This is a genomic window from Thermodesulforhabdus norvegica (assembly GCF_900114975.1).
In the GTDB taxonomy this organism is placed as follows: Bacteria; Desulfobacterota; Syntrophobacteria; order Syntrophobacterales; family Thermodesulforhabdaceae; genus Thermodesulforhabdus; species Thermodesulforhabdus norvegica.
This window is the reverse complement of sequence record NZ_FOUU01000001.1, coordinates 457830-475321: the sequence shown is the minus strand read 5'-3', so window position 1 is coordinate 475321 and position 17492 is coordinate 457830. Positions and strand designations below refer to the sequence as shown.

The following is a 17492-nucleotide window of genomic DNA, read 5'->3' as shown; positions in this document are numbered from 1 at the left end:
GGGTTGCAGGGTTAGTGAAACGATGAGGAGGGATTCGGTGCATAAAAAAACCCCAGAGCCTTCAAAAAGACTCTGGGGATTGCACCCGTTTTACTTCATCCGCCAGATGGCCGATGTCCTCGCCCGGCACTTACGGTTCAGGCAGGTCTTCTGGCTCCCGGATCACCCTACTCGCCGCACCTTCCCATCCTGGATAATCAGGACAGTGGCACTCTGCGACTTTCGTCCCCGGTTACAGCGGCGGGACCGCTCCCGATTCCCACGGGATTCCCTTTTAAGCCCTCTCGGGCACCTGACCGATTTAACCACAATACGAAATTAACCCTACGATAGGTGAATTAGTGATGTCAAGAAATATTTTTTGCCTTTGTGCAGGAGATGCAAAGTCAACTACTACTCCTTAACGGAAGGAGCTTGTAGCTGATGCTAACGGGTAGCACCGCTACATTGGGACGGTTGACGGCGTCCCACCGGGAGGGACATGCCGCTCCCGGCCACGACCTGAGCCGGATAGTTTCTGTTTCTGTTTTCCCCGAAGCCGTTTCTCTCCACGGAAGCGGAGAGTGCCTTTGGGGTTATTACGATCCTGGCACACCTTGCGGTCTCATCTCCCCCTTTACGGAAGGAGTCTCCGACCGCACAATAAATGCGTTACCTCGATACCTGCAAAATTTCAAGAGCGGTCTCCTCCCCTCCCTTACGGAAGGGGTCTCCGACCGCAGGGAGGTAAGATGAAGAGGTTCGCAGGAGTTGATATCGGATCCCACACGGTACGAATGCTTGTTGTCGAAGAGAGATCGGGTGCTCTGTTCCCGTTGAGTCACCATCGCCGTATAACGAGGCTTGCGGAAAATTTCCAGGACAAGGGATATCTGAGCACCACGAGAAAGCGGCAAACCCTGGAGGTCCTTAGGGACTATTGCCGTATTCTAAAAGATTTTGGTGTGGCCTATGCCTTTTGCGGTGCAACGGGTGTGGTGAGGCGGGCCGGCGAGAAAGAAGCATTCGTGAAGGATGTGGAGTCCGCTTTGAGCTACCCCTGTAAGGTTCTTTCCGAAGAGGATGAGGCTCTTACTGCTGCCCGTGGAACTCTTAACGTGATAAGGGCTCGAATGGATTTGTCGTTCTACGGAATGCCCGCTGTCCTATTCGATCTCGGTGGAGGTTCCACCGAGTTTGTCGTGGTCAGAAGCGATCGTCTGGTTTTCAGCACCAGTGTTTTTGTGGGGGCTTCAACGATTACGGGAATGTTCCTTAAAGATGCACCCGTTGGGTCCGGTAAAATTCGGGAAGCAAAAGAATATGTGGATAATCTATTGAAGCCGGCAGTAGTGGAGATCGGCCGATTTGTGGACTCAAGTTTCGAGTTGATCGGTACCGCCGGGACGGTTGCAACTCTGGGCGCAATTTTCCTGGGCATGATGTCCTATGAACCCTATAGGATGATTGGAACGAAACTATCACTTCCGTGGGTGGAAAAGATCCTGAAAGAATTGGCAGGGCTTACTTTTGAGGACCGCAGGAAAATACCGGGGCTTGAACCCGGTAGGGAAGATGTGATAGTGGGCGGAACCCTGATCGTGCATCGTATTCTTTCACTTTTAGGCCGGCAGGAGATGATCGTTTCCGATGCAGGGCTCCTGGAAGGACTTGCACTGATTGCAGCCGAAGAGTACATGGGGTTGACTCCTGACGGGATATACTCACCCTTGACATGGCATTTCGAAAAGGCTAAAGGCGAGAACAATTTTTTTGATGCCCGACGTTAACTATCGGGCCGTCACAATATCGGTAATTGCTGAGAGGTTAAATCATGGTAGAAGTTCATAGAATTCCCGAGGCGCTCACTTTCGACGACATTTTACTCGTACCGGCCTATTCCGAAGTTCTACCCGTTGAAGTGAATACCGAAACCTGGCTTACCAGGGACATTAAGCTCAACATCCCGCTCTTAAGTGCCGCCATGGATACGGTGACGGAGGCAGACACGGCGATAAGCATGGCCAGAGAGGGCGGTATTGGTATCATCCATCGGAATATGCCTATAGAGATGCAGGCCCTTGAGGTTAGCAAGGTAAAAAAATCGGAAAGCGGTATGATCCTGGATCCCGTGACCGTTGAACCCGATCAGAGTATTGCCGATGTGCTCGAATTGATGAGCAGGTACAGAATATCCGGTATTCCGGTCGTGAAGGACGGGAAACTCATCGGTATCGTGACCAATCGGGATCTTCGCTTCGAAGATGATCTCACGAAAAAAGTCTCGGAAGTCATGACCAGCGAAAATCTGATAACCGCTCCGGTAGGGATAACCCTGGAGGAATCCAAAAAGTTGCTTCATGAAAAGCGGATTGAGAAGCTTCTCGTCGTTGATGAGGAAGGAAATCTTCGAGGGCTCATAACCATCAAGGACATTATGAAGATAAAGAAGTATCCCAATGCCTGTAAGGACAGATTTGGCAGGCTAAGGGTCGGGGCGGCCGTCGGGGTTGGAAGTGATATGCTTGACAGGGCTTCTGCCCTGGTTGAAGCTAGCGTCGATGTACTGGTCGTAGATAGTGCTCACGGCCATTCCAGAAATGTCATTGAGGCCATAAAAACCCTGAAGAAAAAGTTTCCCGATGTGCCGGTTATTGCGGGCAATGTGGCGACGGCCGAAGGGGCTGAAGCGCTCATCAGGGCCGGCGCCGATGCAGTGAAGGTCGGTGTGGGACCGGGATCCATCTGCACGACCAGAGTCGTTGCCGGAGTGGGGGTACCCCAGGCAACGGCAATAATGGAGTGTGTCAGAGCAGCATCGGCTTACGGAATACCCGTTATTGCCGACGGCGGAATTAAATACAGCGGAGATATAACGAAGGCCATTGCCTGTGGGGCTCATGCCGTGATGATCGGCAGTCTTTTTGCGGGAACCGATGAAAGCCCCGGTGAAACGGTACTTTATCAGGGTCGGAGTTATAAGACCTACCGGGGCATGGGTTCGCTCGGAGCCATGCGTGAAGGAAGCCGTGACAGGTATTGTCAGCAGGATGTGAAGGAACTGTCCAAGCTGGTTCCCGAAGGCATAGAGGGTATGGTTCCCTACAGAGGGCCCCTGTCAGGGGTTGTTCATCAGCTCATTGGAGGGCTTCGTGCCGGGATGGGCTATCTCGGCTGTCGTACGATTGAGGAGCTACGGACGAAAGCTAAAATGATACGGATAACGGCTGCCGGGCTCAAAGAAAGCCACGTCCACGACGTTATCATAACCAAAGAAGCGCCTAACTATCAGGTGGATTTGAGATAGCCATGAGCAACATAAATTTGCCTGAAGATCGGATCCTTATTCTGGACTTTGGTTCCCAGTACACTCAGTTAATTGCCCGCAAGGTCAGAGAAAGTCATGTTTATTGCGAAATTCATCCCTTCAACATGCCGCTTGGGGAGATCAAGAAATTTTGCCCTAAGGGCATAATATTTTCAGGAGGACCTGCCAGCGTTTATCAGGAAGGAGCGCCTCTAGTCGATCCCGGCGTCTATGAACTCGGGGTTCCTATTCTCGGAATCTGTTACGGTATGCAGATGATGGGGTATCAGCTGGGTGGTGAGGTGTCAGAGGCGGAAGAAAGGGAATATGGGCCGGCATACATTGAAGTTGATGAACCCGGAGCGTTGCTTGAGGGTATTGAGTCTGAAAAATCTTCAGAAGGGATAAGGGTCTGGATGAGTCACGGAGACAGGATCCTGAAACTCCCCCCGGGATTTCGCGTCCTTGCTCATTCTCAGAATTCTCCCTTTGCAGCTATGGCAGATCTTGATCGAAACTACTTTGGGGTTCAGTTTCATCCGGAAGTTGCCCATACCCCCTGTGGGCGGATCGTACTGGACAATTTCCTGTTCCGCATCTGTAAGTGTGAACCTTCCTGGACGATGCAATCCTTTGCGGAGATGGTGATAAAAGGGATAAGAGATCAGGTTGGAGACGACCGTGTGATCTGTGCGCTTAGCGGTGGGGTTGACTCTTCCGTTGTTGCCGTACTCCTCCACAGGGCTATAGGCAGACAGCTCTACTGTATCTTTGTCAATAACGGTTTGCTGCGAAAGGGTGAAGCCGAAGAAGTAAGACGCGTATTTGCCGATCATTTTGACATCAATCTGGTTTATGTGGATGCCTCGGAAGAGTTTCTGTCCAGATTGAAAGGGGTGACCGATCCCGAACAGAAAAGAAAAATTATCGGGAATCTTTTTATCGAGATTTTTGAAAGAGAAGCCAGAAAGATAACGGGGGTCAAGTACCTTGCCCAGGGTACGCTTTATCCCGATGTTATAGAATCGGTATCCTTTAAAGGGCCTTCTGCTACCATTAAGACCCATCACAATGTGGGGGGATTGCCCGATCGGATGAGCCTGCAGCTTATCGAGCCTCTTCGAGAGCTCTTTAAAGATGAGGTGCGATCTTTAGGGCGCCAGCTTGGTCTTCCAGAAAGGATAATAATGAGGCACCCCTTTCCGGGACCTGGGCTGGCCATACGCATCATCGGAGAGGTCACGGCCGAAAAATTGTCAATACTTCGAGAAGCCGATGCCATCGTGATGGAGGAAATGGAAGCTTCGGGCTGGTACGATAAGGTCTGGCAGGCCTTTGCCGTGCTTCTTCCCGTTCGTTCCGTTGGGGTTATGGGAGATGAGCGTACCTACGAGCAGGTTATAGCTCTGAGGGTTGTTGAGAGCGTAGATGCCATGACCGCCGATTGGGCAAGGCTTCCCTATGATTTGCTTGCCCGCCTATCAAACCGCATAATTAACGAAGTAAAGGGCGTAAATCGCGTGGTTTTCGACATTTCATCAAAACCGCCGAGTACTATTGAATGGGAGTAATCGGGAAAGAAAGTAGATTCTATCGATTTTGGCATGCTTCGGGAAAGGGCACGGCCTATGAGGTTAGATTTCGTCAGACCGATTTGTGGATCCGCTCCTCCGAAGATTTTTCGAAACTTGTCCTCAAAGTAGTGATGGATGCCCATTGTCAGATCATGGCCTATGCAAAGAAAAACTCCCGATTTCTGACATCTCTTCGACCCCTGCCATGGGATCCTTTGGCTCCGCCGATTGTAAGAAAAATGCTGAGGGCTGCTGATTTTGCCGGCGTGGGACCGATGGCATCTGTTGCCGGAGCCATTGCCGAATGTGTTGGAGTGGAGATTCGCAGGATCGATCCTGCGGGGGACGTGATCGTTGAAAACGGCGGAGATTGCTTCCTTTTTTCCGCCCATGACCCGATTATCGGTTTATACGGAGGAAACATCAGACTTAGAGTTAAATTACCTTCCGAAAAACTACCTCTTTGTGTTTGTTCATCTTCTGCAACTATGGGACACTCGTTGAGTCTCGGCAAGGCCGACCTGGTAACGATATTTTCTTCCGACGGAGCTCTTGCAGATGCCGCCGCAACAGCGGTTTGCAATTCAATTCACAGTCCTGACGATCTGGAGCCTGTGGTGGGTGAATGGGGACTGAGGCCGGAGATTTACGCCGTTATTGCCATTATTGATGGTCAGGTAGGGCTCTTCGGGGGAATTGAACTTGTTTGATTTTTATCGTGACTATCTGCCGGTTATATCCGGCGCGCTTTGAAAGCTCCTGACGCCGGTTTCTTTAAAAAAGACGGTTGGATTGCTCTATTGACCCGGTCTCATTTCCGTGCTAAAGAGATAAACGGAAAGGGGATCAAGAAGATCCCTCTGAAGTTGTGGCGAAAAGAGCCTTCGAAGATTTGATAAGTCTGTGGACCGTGGTCATGAAGGCCGCTTCCGTTGGGAAGTGGCCTTTTTTCTTTTAAACTCTGGTTTTTAAGGAGGAGGGATCATGAAAGGTGTTAAACCAGCTTTTGTAACGATGGTGGTGGCATGCTTGCTCATTTGTGCGAGTTTATCGTATGCTCATTTTGGAGTCATTATTCCTTCTGATGACATAGTGGCCGGATCTGAAAGCAAGGAGATTTCTCTTTCGGTCAAATTCGTGCATCCAATGGAAGGCGTTTACATGGAAATGGCAAAGCCGAAAAAGTTTGGGGTGTTTTGTCGAGGGAAAAGTGAGGATCTCACGGGGAGTCTTGTTTCTGCCAAGGCCGAAGGCCCCTGTCAAGGCGGATCCTGTACCTACTGGACTGCCACGTACACAATCAAGCGTCCCGGCGACTATATATTCTTCGTTGAGCCCGAACCTTACTGGGAACCTGCCGAAGACAAGTACATTGTCCACTATACCAAAGTCTGGGTGAATGCTCTCGGTATGGAAGAAGGCTGGGATGCCAGTCTCAACCTTCCCATAGAGATTATCCCTTTGACCAGGCCATATGGCCTGTGGACGGGCAATGTTTTCCAGGGTCTGGTGCTGGTAAATGGTAAACCTGCTCCGAATCTGGAAGTAGAGGTTGAATACATGAATGGGTCGGGAGATGATAAAGTAATCCCTCCGGCCGATCCGTACATAACCCAGGTGATAAAAACCGACTCAAACGGGGTTTTTACCTATGCCATGCCCAAAGCGGGATGGTGGGGATTCGCAGCCCTGGCCGACGCTCCATGGAAGCTCAAGCATGATGGTCAGGAAAAGGACGTTGAAATAGGTGGCGTTGTCTGGGTGCGAGTGGTCGACATGAAGTAACTTTTATGGAGGTACATAAAAATGTCCCGATGCTTTTTTACGCTGAGCCTGGCAGCCTTTATTTTAAGCCTTTTCGTGGTAACCTGCTGGGCACACAAGGTTCAGGTGTTTGCTTACGCAGATCAGGGAAGGATTTATGCCGAGGCTTATTTTGCCGACGGCAGCCCGGTTAAGCAGGGAATGGTCACGATTTACGATGGGGAAGGGAAGGAAATCGGCAGGTGTGAAACCAACAGCGAGGGCCTTTGTGATGTGGCCTTGCCCGGTAATGTCAACATGGTGAAGGTCGTTATCGATGCCGGCATGGGACACAGAGGCGAATATGTTCTCAAGGGAGATGAATTGAAGTGATGAACTGGAAAGGGGTTGTTATTGGTCTGATGGTTGTTCTTTTTGCCGCTACGGGTTGCGGTGCCCTTGAAGGACATGGTGGAGAAGGTGTTTCTGCTACGCCGTATCCCGGCCCGGAGAATCTCTCGACGGGTGGTAAATCCGTATGTGACAGCATTTCCGATGAGTTACACAAGCAGAATGAGGCTCTTCACAGAGAGATCAGACAGTTGAAAAGAGAGATCCTTATGTTGCGTCAGGAAGTAAGCAGCCCGGATGTGCGCGACATTATAGGAGGTATCGGGTTTGTATTCGGCCTTTGTGGCGTGGGTTTTTATTTCCATGCTCGAGCGATGTTAAAGAAAGGTCGGGTGGAGTAAAGGGAGGCTTGACATGCATATTTCCGACGGCGTCCTTCCGCCGGCTGTTACCGTTAGCACTGCCGTAGTTAGCGCCGGGATGGTGGTCTTGAGCGTTCGAAGGCTCCACTATGAGGATTATCCCAGGATTGCCGTGATGACGGCTGCTTTTTTTGTAGCCTCCCTTATCCACATTCCTCTTGGACCCACAAGTGTTCACCTGCTACTGCCCGGACTTGTGGGGATTGTCTTGGGGCCTTTGAGCTTTCTGGCGATAGCCCTGGGATTGGTGCTTCAATGTTTTCTGTTTCAATTTGGAGGTGTAACCGCTCTGGGTGCCAACGCTTTGATGATGGGGATACCGGCCGTGCTTTCGGGCTATATTTTCCGGGCTTTCGCGGGAAGACATATTGGGAAAACCGCTGTGGTTGCTGGAATAGCAGGAGCCATTGGGGTTCTGACGGCCGCTTTGATTCTGGCCGTCTTACTGGCGCTTTCGGGAGAAGTTTTCTGGGGTGTGGCCAAGGTGGCTTTTCTGGCCCACATCCCCGTTGCCGCTGTGGAGGGGGGTGTTTCGGCTTTTGCCGTATCGTTTCTTTATCGTGTTAAACCTGAGCTGTTAAAGGGCACATTATAGAAGGTTGATCTGTTGCCTCGCCCTTTTTAAGTGAATATGTTCTTTATGTAGCGAGGGCTAGGAGTGTGTATTTAATTTAAGAGCGAAAAATTTTCGGTAATGAAGTTCGTTAATTCTGAAACTTCTATTCTGGAAAGCATTTCCGACGGAGTATTCACGATAGACCTGGAGTGGAATGTTACTTACTTCAACCGGGCTGCCGAGGTTATTACCGGGATTCCGAGAAGCGAAGCCATAGGCCGTAAATGCTGGGAAGTATTCCGGTCCAGTATGTGCGAGGAAACCTGCGCTCTCCGGGAAACTCTTGCCACGGGAAAACCCGTAATTGGTAGATCCTGCTATATAATTGACGCCAGGGGTCAGAGGGTTCCAATCAGCGTATCCACGGCGGTGCTACGCGATAGAGATGGAAAGGTTTACGGTGGTGCCGAAACCTTCAGGGATCTGAGTGAGCTTGAGGCGTTGAGGAAGGAGCTCGAGGGGAAATACAGGGTCGGCGATCTCGTAAGCTGTAGCCCGCTCATGCAGAGAATTTTTGAAATCCTGCCGGCTATTGCAGAAAGCCCCAGCACAGTACTTATCCTGGGTGAAACCGGTACGGGAAAGGAACTTGTAGCGCGGGCTATTCACAACCTGAGCTCCAGACGTGACGGACCTTTTGTGGCCGTAAACTGTGGCGCCCTGCCCGATACCCTGCTTGAATCTGAACTCTTCGGCTACAAAGCCGGAGCATTTACAGGTGCCTTGAAGGACAAGCCCGGCAAGTTTGCTGTTGCCAGAGGAGGTACATTGTTTCTGGACGAAATCGGCGAGGTTACCCCTGCCCTTCAGGTCAGGCTTTTAAGAGTGCTTCAGGAACGTACCTATGAGCCGCTGGGTGCCACCAAATCCGAGGTAGCCGATGTTCGTATAATCGCCGCCACGAATCGGGATTTAAAGGCGCTGGTGAAGAAAGGTACATTCAGAGAAGATCTCTATTACAGAATAAATGTGATGAGCATAGAGCTTCCGCCTCTTAGAGAAAGAAAGGAGGACATACCGCTTCTCGTGGACCAGTTCATCAGGCGCTTTAATGTGCTTCATAAGAAATCCATTGAGGGGATTTCTCCCGAAGCCCTTTCACTGCTTATGGCCCATGATTGGCCCGGCAATGTCCGTGAGCTGGAAAACGTTATAGAAAGGGCTTTTATCTTGTGCTCGGGAAAGACGATAGAGGTGAGTCATATCGTTTCTGACTTTTCTCCAGGCCTGAAACATCACTCCGGTAACATAAAAGGTATTCGAGAAACCGTTGAAGCCCGACTGATAGAGCAGACCTTGAGAAATACGGGTTACAATTGCACCGAGACGGCCCGGCGCCTGGGAATTCATAAGGCCACTCTTTACAGAAAAATGAAAAAACTCGGTATATTCAGACCTGGGAAGGCCGAATAGGTAAGGAGGGCGACCGTGAACGGTCGCCCCGATGTATCAAAACTCGGCGGTCAACCGAAATCCTGCTATCCAACCGTCAACATCTTCCCCTGCTTCCTCTTTATACTCATCGTCGATGTACTGAAGGTCAAAGGTCAGGGCGAAGATATCGTTCAGGCCAAAGCGTATGTAACCTTCGAAAAGGTGGGTTTTGTCTAATTCCTGATTCCCGCCGTTAAGATAGGCATAGCCGATCCCGATGTTATCTTGTTCTCGTCCCCATATCTTCCCGCTTATATTGATTCCGCCAGAGTAAAAGTCTGCATAAGTGACACTTGCTTCGTCATCAGACCATCCGAATCGGATCCAGGCACCTAAAACCTCGCCCAGTTCCTGATCGCAGGAGATAACCAAACCTTTCAGTGATTCCTCATTCCGCCCATAAGGATCACTGAAATCATCACTGGTTGCGTCAAGAATTATCCTGTAATTTCCCTCCCCCCAGGGGGTTTCTATGGAGTAACCGGCCTGAAGGCCGTAGGACTGATATCCTTTCCCTTCGTCGTTTTCCCCGACCTGCATGAACACTGCCTTGACGGTAAAACGGCCCATCTCCACTTCCAGCGCGCCCCCTACGTCATAGGAAGGCAAAAAGGCCACGGGGGCATTGACAAGAGCTTCATTCATGAACTGAGTAAATTCGTCATTGGCAAAGGCGTTTTCATCAAGGTAGTCCGTAGAGTCTATAATGCCGCCGGTCAGGCTAATTACATTCTCTCCTATGTTGAATGAGTGCTTGTACCATGCCGTGAGCAAGTAATCTCGATTCCTTCCGTTGATGTCTTTAACATCGTCTTCCAGGTCTGCCGCCCAGGGAGCCAGAGCAAATCGATGCTTATCTATATTCAGACCATTTCCGGCGGCGAATCCTAATTTGAAGAATATTTCGTCCGATTTCGTAGGCCTTATCGTGATCTCCGGCTGAATTGTTAAGGCACCTCTGCCAAAGCTATCATCTTCTTCCGAGTCACTTGTGCTTTCGTACTGATACGCCCCTGCCATTGTACCGCCGATGATCACTCTGCCACCGAGCAGCTCGAGTTGGTCAATTTCGCTGCTCTGTGCCGAATCGTCGGCCCATGCGCTGACTCCTAGAATCATTAGAATAGAAAGGAGCACCAGACTTATTGGCTTCATCTTTATACCTCCTGCTTTTTTAGGTCAACCGAAACCAGTAAATAGGCACCGGTAAGCCATAGCAAAGTAGTGAATTAGTATAAACTAAACTCATGACACCACTGCAGTCTCTGTTAATGACATCAAGCGCGTTTTGATAAACTGCACATTCCTTTACTGATGAGTTGATCCGCGCATGAAAAATCGCGCTATAAGCACACTGCTCTCGTGAGCAAATGCCTTCATGGCATAGATGATCCTCAGGACCTTAAAGCTTGGCCGTCACCTTCATGGTGGGTGGTTAATCAAGAAAGAATCCCGCGGACTTCTTGCCCGCCGGTCTTGTAAATTTCGTAACTAACCTCTGGAATGATGTCCAGGGCGAAAAAAACCTGATTTGGGAGACCTTATGAGAGGAGCTGTTTTCACGACAAATGTGGCGTCAAACCCTCCAGGCCCTCTGGAATTACAAGACCATGGATCACGGCAGGACCTGAACAGGGGTGTTGTTTGTAATGGTCATTATTTTGTATTCTCTTTGCAAATGTCCGTTGTCCTCTATTTCAATAATTCCCGTAATGCTATGGGCGGGTCTGAAACCCCGGGCCCGGCTTATCATTCCCGTACGGGTGCGTTCGTCTTGAGAAAGCGAGCTTCTTATGTCTAGGACAAGCGATAAGGCATCGTATCCAATGGCGTGGAGCAATTCGGGTTCGGTTCCAAAAAGGTTGCGAAAGTCGGAAATAAACTCCTGAAGAGACGGATCTTTTGTGAAGGTGGAAAAAGCCGTCACGTAATATGCTCCTTCAAGATACCCGTTTGCAAGATTGGGTAACTCGGGATGATCCCACAAATGACTTCCAAGGAGGGGAATCCCCGTTATGCCGTAGTAAAAAAGCTGGGGAACTATGGTGGATACGGCTCTTATCGTATCCGGCAGAAAGAGGGCTTCAAAACCGGTATTAAATTTATCGACCTGTGTCGTTTGTTTTTCGAGATTTCTGATGTAGGCTTCGAGGTCAACGGATTGGGGCGGATAGGAGACCGCTGAAGCAATTTCCCCACCGTGAGAATCTACGGCGGTGTTAAAGGCCTTAAGAGCCTTTTCGCCGAAATTGTCGGAGGGATAAAGAACGCCGAAGGATCGAACTCCCAGGTTTTCCACGGCGTATTTTACCAGTAAGTCGAGGGACTCTGTAAGGCCGGGCAGCATTCTGATGTAAAATGGTGTGGTTTCCGTGCGGGGTTCGTCGGGTATCAGGGCGACAACGAGGACCGATCCGGCATATCCTTCCTCTATTAGCCTGTTCACTGCCTTCGTACCGAGTGGCCCTATCAGAGCAATAACCTTATCTTCCTTGAGAAGTTTAAATACCGGTTTTTCGGAGGCGTTTTCGTAAGTAGAAGTGTCGTAGACGACCAGCTCAACGGGATCGTACGGATGATCTCTGTTCCACCTTTCCAGGGCGACGGATGCTCCCTGCAAAATGCTTCGCCCGTAAATCGCAAATTCTCCGTGTAACGGAACCATTAGTCCGAGTTTTCCCGGATTGGCCTGCCCCAGTTCCGGGGAAACTTCTTCGGCCGCAACCTTTCTCGCTATTTTTTCTATTAACGGTGACATGGGATTCTGAGCCGAAGTGGTTTCCCGAAGGTACTGGAGCCTTTTTCTGCCTTGCTCTGTTCTTCCGAGCGATATCTCCTGAAGTGCCAAAACACAGTGCAGGAATATTCTCAAGCTTTCGGGTAAGGGCTTTTTGAGATAATTATTTGTCATCTCCGGGGTCAGTATCCGTGCCGCAAGTTCTGATGCCTTGAGCAGTGCCTCCGGATTTGAAGTTACCTGAGGATCGCTGATGTACTGGTCCATTGAAAAGATGGCTTTGCCATCTTGTCCCTTCAGAACATAGGCAAGGCCTGCGTAAAGGTTTTTTTCTGCTTTGTTGGACGCCTTCAATGAGGCCTTCAGGGCTTCGTCACCCTTTCCTGTCATCAGATAGGCCTTTGTCATGTCAAGATAGAGTTCTGGAAGCCCGTTCCACTGAGGATAGCTATTGGCAGCATAGGTATAAAAGGCCAGAGCATCGTTCCATTGCTCTCGATCGGCGAGTATGCGCCCGGCCCGGTGCAGGGCCCGGGGTGCTATGGCATTGTCGGGATACAGGGCGGCGATTTCCCGGTAAGTGTTTAGGGCTTCCAGGAATTGATGCCGTGCCTCCAGTGAGGAGGCTCTTTCCCAGAGGGCCAGTGCTTTTTTGGGCGGCGATCTGTGTAAAATTTCACCCGGGATTTTTTCGGGTGGTACCGTTTGCATGGTAGATGCACAGGCTGTTAACAATGCAAAAATCACAACTCCAAAGAAGCGAAAGGGCACGCTCATTGCCAACTCCACCACTTCAGATGAAAGCAAAGTAGTAACATTCTACTTCAGTGGCCTATTTAGCAGATAAAGCCGTTGACAGACAGAGAAAATTTCGGCTAGTGAAGGGTTGGCCTGCACAATACGAGATCCTGGATTTGCATTGCTTTTTTTGTGAAAAACAGGGGAAAACGCTATGAAGAGGAAGAAATTTTTGTTTTTTGTGAATATTTTCTTATTGTTATCCTTTTATGCCTTTTTGATAGCTGCCGAAGCCGAGGCCAAGTCCGTTCTTTCTTCTTATAAGATTACTCGGTCTATAGGTTACCCTTGGGCCGGGAGACTCAAAAACGGGATACCTTTTCCCCGTCAATTTTCCGGATATATTTTGAGAAGCCCGGAACACACATACACTACGCCTGAAGTAATCGGAGCCCTTCTGGATGCCATAAAGGGGGTTCAGGCGAAATACCCCGGTAGCTGTGATCTTTATATCGGTGATTTCAGTAAACCCGGAGGTGGCCCGTGGTATCCCAAGCACAGGTCACATCAGAGCGGCCGTGATGTGGATCTTGGAATGTACGCCCGCGGGAATAGATGTCTATCATCCTTTATCCCAATGGGAAGACATAATCTGGATGTTGAAAAGACCTGGACTCTGTTAGAAGAACTCCTGGCCACTGGTATGGTGGAAAACATTTTTGTGGATCGCTCTATACAGCAGCTGCTTTTCAAGTACGCAAAAACAAGAGGATACGGTGATGCTTATCTTGATCGACTTTTCGGAAATTGTGGAAAATATAAAGGTCCCGCAGTAATTTCTCATGAACCCGGACATAGAGATCATATCCACGTTCGTTTTTTTGCTCCTTGGTCTGAATTGGCGGGTAAATTTCGTGAGATTCCCGATCAGGAAAGAAGAATCATTGCGGTTGCCCAGCAGAGTTTTCTTCCTCAAAGAGTTCTATTTTACGTTCAACATGGTGCGGATGTAAAAACCTTGAGTCACCAGCTTGGTGTGTCTGTGGATGATCTGAAAAGATGGAACAACCTCGGTGATCTGGATGTTTTGCATCCGGGAATGAGCATTGTCTTTTATAAACGGCATTTTGAAATGGATGCCGTTCGACTGGCTTTGAGTCTTGATGCAAGGGATCTTCGTTCCAGAATCTTTACGAAGCTTGCCATGTTGCAGGATCGGGTGGTTGTGAGCCTCCCTGAGGAAAGCCCAACTCCCACCCGTAAGTCGCCCGGATCGTCTCGAACAGCCGCCAAGTATGTAGTGAAAAAGGGAGACACACTTTACGGTATTGCAAGAAGATTCGGCGTGAGTGTTTCGGCACTGTGCATGGTCAATAAAATCGCCCCCGGTAAGGCCTTAATAAAGCCAGGGCAGACCCTTGTCATTCCGGAAAACACAAAGAGGAGCCGAAAGAGAAGTTCAAAGGTTCATATCGTTAGACCCGGTGATACTCTCTGGAATATAGCCCGCATGTACACCGTATCTATTGAAGACCTCGTGCAGGCTAACGGTATAGGAGCGAAATCGGTCATCAAACCCGGAATGAAAATAGTTATTCCCAGATAGTATTTTATACTTTCCTCGCCTTTCGGGTTTTGCTATAAATCAGCGCCTTTTAAAAAGTGGTAAGGCACGAGAGTGCCTTTTTTTATTGGATTTAAAGGGTTTTAAGGGAGGTGTTTTTTTAAGTATGACTGCGGACATAAGCAAAATCAGAAACATAGGAATAAGCGCCCATATAGACTCGGGTAAAACCACTCTGACAGAGCGCATCCTTTACTACACGAGACGAATTCATGCGGTACATGACGTAAAAGACGGTCGTGGCCCTACAATGGATTTTATGGATCTGGAGAGGGAAAGGGGTATAACCATACAGTCTGCTGCAACTTACTGTTTCTGGAAAGGTCATGAGATTAACATCATCGATACCCCGGGTCATGTTGATTTCACGATAGAGGTGGAACGGGCGCTGAGGGTTCTGGACGGAGGTATTCTTGTCCTGTGTGCTGTGGGAGGGGTACAGTCTCAGTCCATAACCGTAGACCGCCAGATGAAGAGATACGGAGTTCCGAGAATAGCTTTCATAAACAAGTGTGATCGAGTTGGCGCCAATCCCTTCAAAGTGGTTAACCAGATGCGGGAGAAGCTCGATCCTAATGCAGTCCTCGTTCAGATACCCTGGGGACTTGAGAAGGAATTCAGGGGTGTTATAGATCTTATCACCATGAAGGCCTATTCTTTTGAAGGTGATCTTGGTGATGAGGTTGTGGAACACGAGATTCCGGCAGAATATGTTGATCTGGCTACGGAGAAACGAGAAGAGTTGCTGGATGTAGCGTCTTTGTTTTCCGATGAACTCACCGAGGCGATTCTTGAAGAGAGGGTAACTCCTGAACTGATTCACGATGCTATACGAAGAGGAGTCCTATCTTACAGGATGACGCCGGTTTTTCTGGGATCGGCTTATAAAAACAGGGGTATCCAGCCCCTTCTGGACGGGGTGATACGTTACCTTCCGAGTCCGCTGGACATGCCGGTAACTGCCTATGACCTTGATAACGATGAAGCGGAAGTAAAACTTCATTGCAACCCCTCTGCAGCCCTCGTGATGTTTGCCTTTAAACTGGAGGTAAGTAGATTCGGCCAGCTGACCTTTTGTCGGATTTATCAGGGTTCTCTGCGGAAAGGTGATACGATAGTAAACATGAGAACGGGACAGAGGGTAAAAGTTGGTCGGCTGGGCCGGATGCACGCCCAGGAGATGGAGGAAATCGACGAAGTCGGCCCCGGTGAAATTGCGGTTCTTTTCGGTATTGATTGTGTGTCTGGAGATACCTTCACCGACGGTAGTGTAAGGTATGTTATGTCATCCATGTACGTTCCTTCTCCCGTGATATCCCTTGCCATAAATCCCAGGGATAGGGATTCTCAGGTTAAGGTGAGCAAAGCTTTGAACAGGTTTTCCAAAGAAGATCCTACCTTCAGGGCTTACGTGGACGAAGAAACGGGAGAAACGGTGATCTGCGGCATGGGGGAGCTGCACCTTGAGGTTTATATTGAGAGGATGAAGCGGGAGTACGGAGCTGAAGTTGAAACCAGCCCACCTCAGGTAGCCTACAGGGAAACTATAACCGACAGAGCCGAATTCGATTATACTCATAAAAAACAAACCGGTGGAGCCGGGCAGTACGGCCGGGTGGTCGGTTATATGGAACCCCTGGAAGAGGGCGAGTACGAGTTCGTTAACGAGATCGTTGGTGGGGCCATACCAAAAGAGTTCATTCCGTCCTGTGACGAAGGCTTTAAAGCGTGTCTCAAGAAAGGTGCTTTGGCCGGGTATCCCGTTGTGGGCGTGAGGGTCGTGCTGAAAGACGGAGCCTATCATCCTGTAGATTCGTCGGACCTTGCATTCAGACAGGCTGCAATCGGAGCCTTTCGGGAAGCTTACAAAAAAGCCAGGCCCATTCTACTTGAGCCCATCATGAGGGTTTCCGTTGAGGTTCCATCGGAATATCAGGGTACCGTTCTGGGAACGCTGACTCAGCGGCGAGGGGCTATCGTGAGTGCCGTGGATGACGGTACCTATTCTGTCATTGAAGCGGAGGTACCTCTGGCGGAAATGTTTGGATACGCCACACACCTGCGCTCGGCGACCCAGGGGAAAGGTGAATTTACCATGGAATTTCTACGCTACAGCCCTGTTCCGGCTAACATTGCAGAAGAGATAATATCACGGCGGCAAAAGGAAGCCAGAGCCAGGGCAACGGCTTAGTTAAATGATGGATAGAATGGAGAAAGTGTGTTATTAAAAAGGCAAGAATTTTTACGGAGGGCCCTGTTATGGAAATTTCGGAGTTCCCGGTGGTGCGGGGATTGAAGGGAATACTAAAGCGTAACCTCGGGCCTGGAGAAATAGGTGTTGTGGCGGCTCGAGCCGGGGTTGGTAAAACGGCTTTACTGACCCTGATTGCGCTTTCGGAAATATCCGATGGAGGGAGGGTACTCCACGTGTGCATAGACGAGCCGCCTGAGAAGGTTAAGATCTGGTATGAGGAACTCCTAAGATCGAGTAATCCTTCTCTTTCTTTTACTACGGTGAAGACGCTGACCAGAGCCGTGGAACAATACAGGTTTGTCCTATCCTACCTGCACAATAGCTTTTCTCTGGGCAAATTAGAAGAAGCCCTTAAGGGCATAGTTGAGCAAACCAGCTTTCGGCCCACTGTAGCCGTTATAGACGGTTTGGATTTTGATCGTTGCGAAAAGAGGTTCGTTCCCCGTCTTCGGGAGTTGCTGCAGAAATACGAAATTCCGGCGTGGCTCTCGGTGCAATTGCAGAAATATCCGGGAGAAAACGGGGAGGCCGGGCTTTCTTATCCCTGCGATCTTTTGGAAGGTGATTGCGCAATAATGATAATTATGGAATCGAATCCTGAGGGCGGTTTCTCCCTTAAGCTGGTGAAGGAAGGCATAAGGTTGACTTCACCTCGTGTTTTTTCCGATTCCGATGTCCTGTCCTTCCTATCTGCCCCGGGATCCGGGAGATAA

General features: G+C 49.6%; 14 protein-coding genes and 1 riboswitch. Of the genes, 12 read left to right on the top strand and 2 right to left on the bottom strand.

Features of this window, described 5'->3' with window-relative positions:
• Positions 1 to 123: 123 nt before the first annotated feature.
• Positions 124 to 311: riboswitch (cobalamin riboswitch) on the bottom strand.
• A 420-nt stretch (positions 312 to 731) separates the two neighbouring features.
• From BM091_RS02275 to BM091_RS02235, 9 genes are all read left to right on the top strand, one after another.
• Positions 732 to 1769 (top strand): Ppx/GppA phosphatase family protein, encoded by a 1038-nt coding sequence (locus tag BM091_RS02275; protein ID WP_093393167.1) that lies wholly within the window; start codon positions 732 to 734, stop codon positions 1767 to 1769.
• Between the two features lie 44 nt (positions 1770 to 1813).
• Positions 1814 to 3286: an IMP dehydrogenase gene (guaB, locus tag BM091_RS02270; RefSeq protein ID WP_093393166.1), complete on the top strand. Its 1473-nt coding sequence runs from the start codon at positions 1814 to 1816 to the stop codon at positions 3284 to 3286.
• Between the two features lie 2 nt (positions 3287 to 3288).
• Positions 3289 to 4857, top strand: a complete 1569-nt coding sequence (guaA, locus tag BM091_RS02265) for a glutamine-hydrolyzing GMP synthase (RefSeq protein WP_093393164.1) — start codon at positions 3289 to 3291, stop codon at positions 4855 to 4857.
• A complete protein-coding gene (locus BM091_RS02260) occupies positions 4848 to 5570 on the top strand; it encodes a UPF0280 family protein (protein ID WP_093393163.1) in 723 nt (240 codons plus the stop codon). The genes guaA and BM091_RS02260 overlap by 10 nt, the downstream gene beginning before the upstream one ends.
• Positions 5571 to 5844: 274 nt before the next feature.
• Positions 5845 to 6645: a DUF4198 domain-containing protein gene (locus BM091_RS02255; protein ID WP_093393161.1), complete on the top strand. Its 801-nt coding sequence runs from the start codon at positions 5845 to 5847 to the stop codon at positions 6643 to 6645.
• A 21-nt stretch (positions 6646 to 6666) separates the two neighbouring features.
• A complete protein-coding gene (locus tag BM091_RS02250; protein WP_093393160.1) occupies positions 6667 to 6996 on the top strand; it encodes a hypothetical protein in 330 nt (109 codons plus the stop codon).
• Positions 6996 to 7355, top strand: coding sequence for a bZIP transcription factor (locus BM091_RS02245; RefSeq protein WP_093393158.1), 360 nt, complete (start codon positions 6996 to 6998; stop codon positions 7353 to 7355). The genes BM091_RS02250 and BM091_RS02245 overlap by 1 nt, the downstream gene beginning before the upstream one ends.
• A gap of 13 nt (positions 7356 to 7368) precedes the next feature.
• On the top strand, positions 7369 to 7971 hold the full coding sequence (gene cbiM, locus BM091_RS02240) for a cobalt transporter CbiM (RefSeq protein WP_093393157.1): 603 nt from the start codon (positions 7369 to 7371) through the stop codon (positions 7969 to 7971).
• Positions 7972 to 8070: 99 nt separating this feature from the next.
• Positions 8071 to 9405 carry a sigma-54 interaction domain-containing protein gene (locus tag BM091_RS02235; protein WP_093393155.1) on the top strand — a complete coding sequence of 445 codons (1335 nt, stop codon included), beginning with the start codon at positions 8071 to 8073 and terminating at the stop codon, positions 9403 to 9405.
• Between the two features lie 36 nt (positions 9406 to 9441).
• Here the strand turns inward: BM091_RS02235 and BM091_RS02230 are convergent, their stop codons facing one another.
• A complete protein-coding gene (locus tag BM091_RS02230) occupies positions 9442 to 10581 on the bottom strand; it encodes a carbohydrate porin (protein WP_218148769.1) in 1140 nt (379 codons plus the stop codon).
• A 460-nt stretch (positions 10582 to 11041) separates the two neighbouring features.
• Positions 11042 to 12940 carry a penicillin-binding protein activator gene (locus BM091_RS02225; RefSeq protein ID WP_093393154.1) on the bottom strand — a complete coding sequence of 633 codons (1899 nt, stop codon included), beginning with the start codon at positions 12938 to 12940 and terminating at the stop codon, positions 11042 to 11044.
• 175 nt (positions 12941 to 13115) lie between these two features.
• On the opposite strand from BM091_RS02225, the gene BM091_RS02220 reads away from it, so the two are divergent.
• The 3 genes from BM091_RS02220 to BM091_RS02210 all read left to right on the top strand — a co-directional run bounded on the left by BM091_RS02220 (position 13116) and on the right by BM091_RS02210 (position 17492).
• Positions 13116 to 14507, top strand: a complete 1392-nt coding sequence (locus BM091_RS02220) for a penicillin-insensitive murein endopeptidase (protein ID WP_093393152.1) — start codon at positions 13116 to 13118, stop codon at positions 14505 to 14507.
• 124 nt (positions 14508 to 14631) lie between these two features.
• Entirely contained in the window at positions 14632 to 16716 is a 2085-nt protein-coding gene (gene fusA, locus BM091_RS02215) for an elongation factor G (protein ID WP_093393151.1), read from the top strand.
• A gap of 68 nt (positions 16717 to 16784) precedes the next feature.
• Positions 16785 to 17492 carry a P-loop NTPase family protein gene (locus tag BM091_RS02210; RefSeq protein WP_093393149.1) on the top strand — a complete coding sequence of 236 codons (708 nt, stop codon included), beginning with the start codon at positions 16785 to 16787 and terminating at the stop codon, positions 17490 to 17492.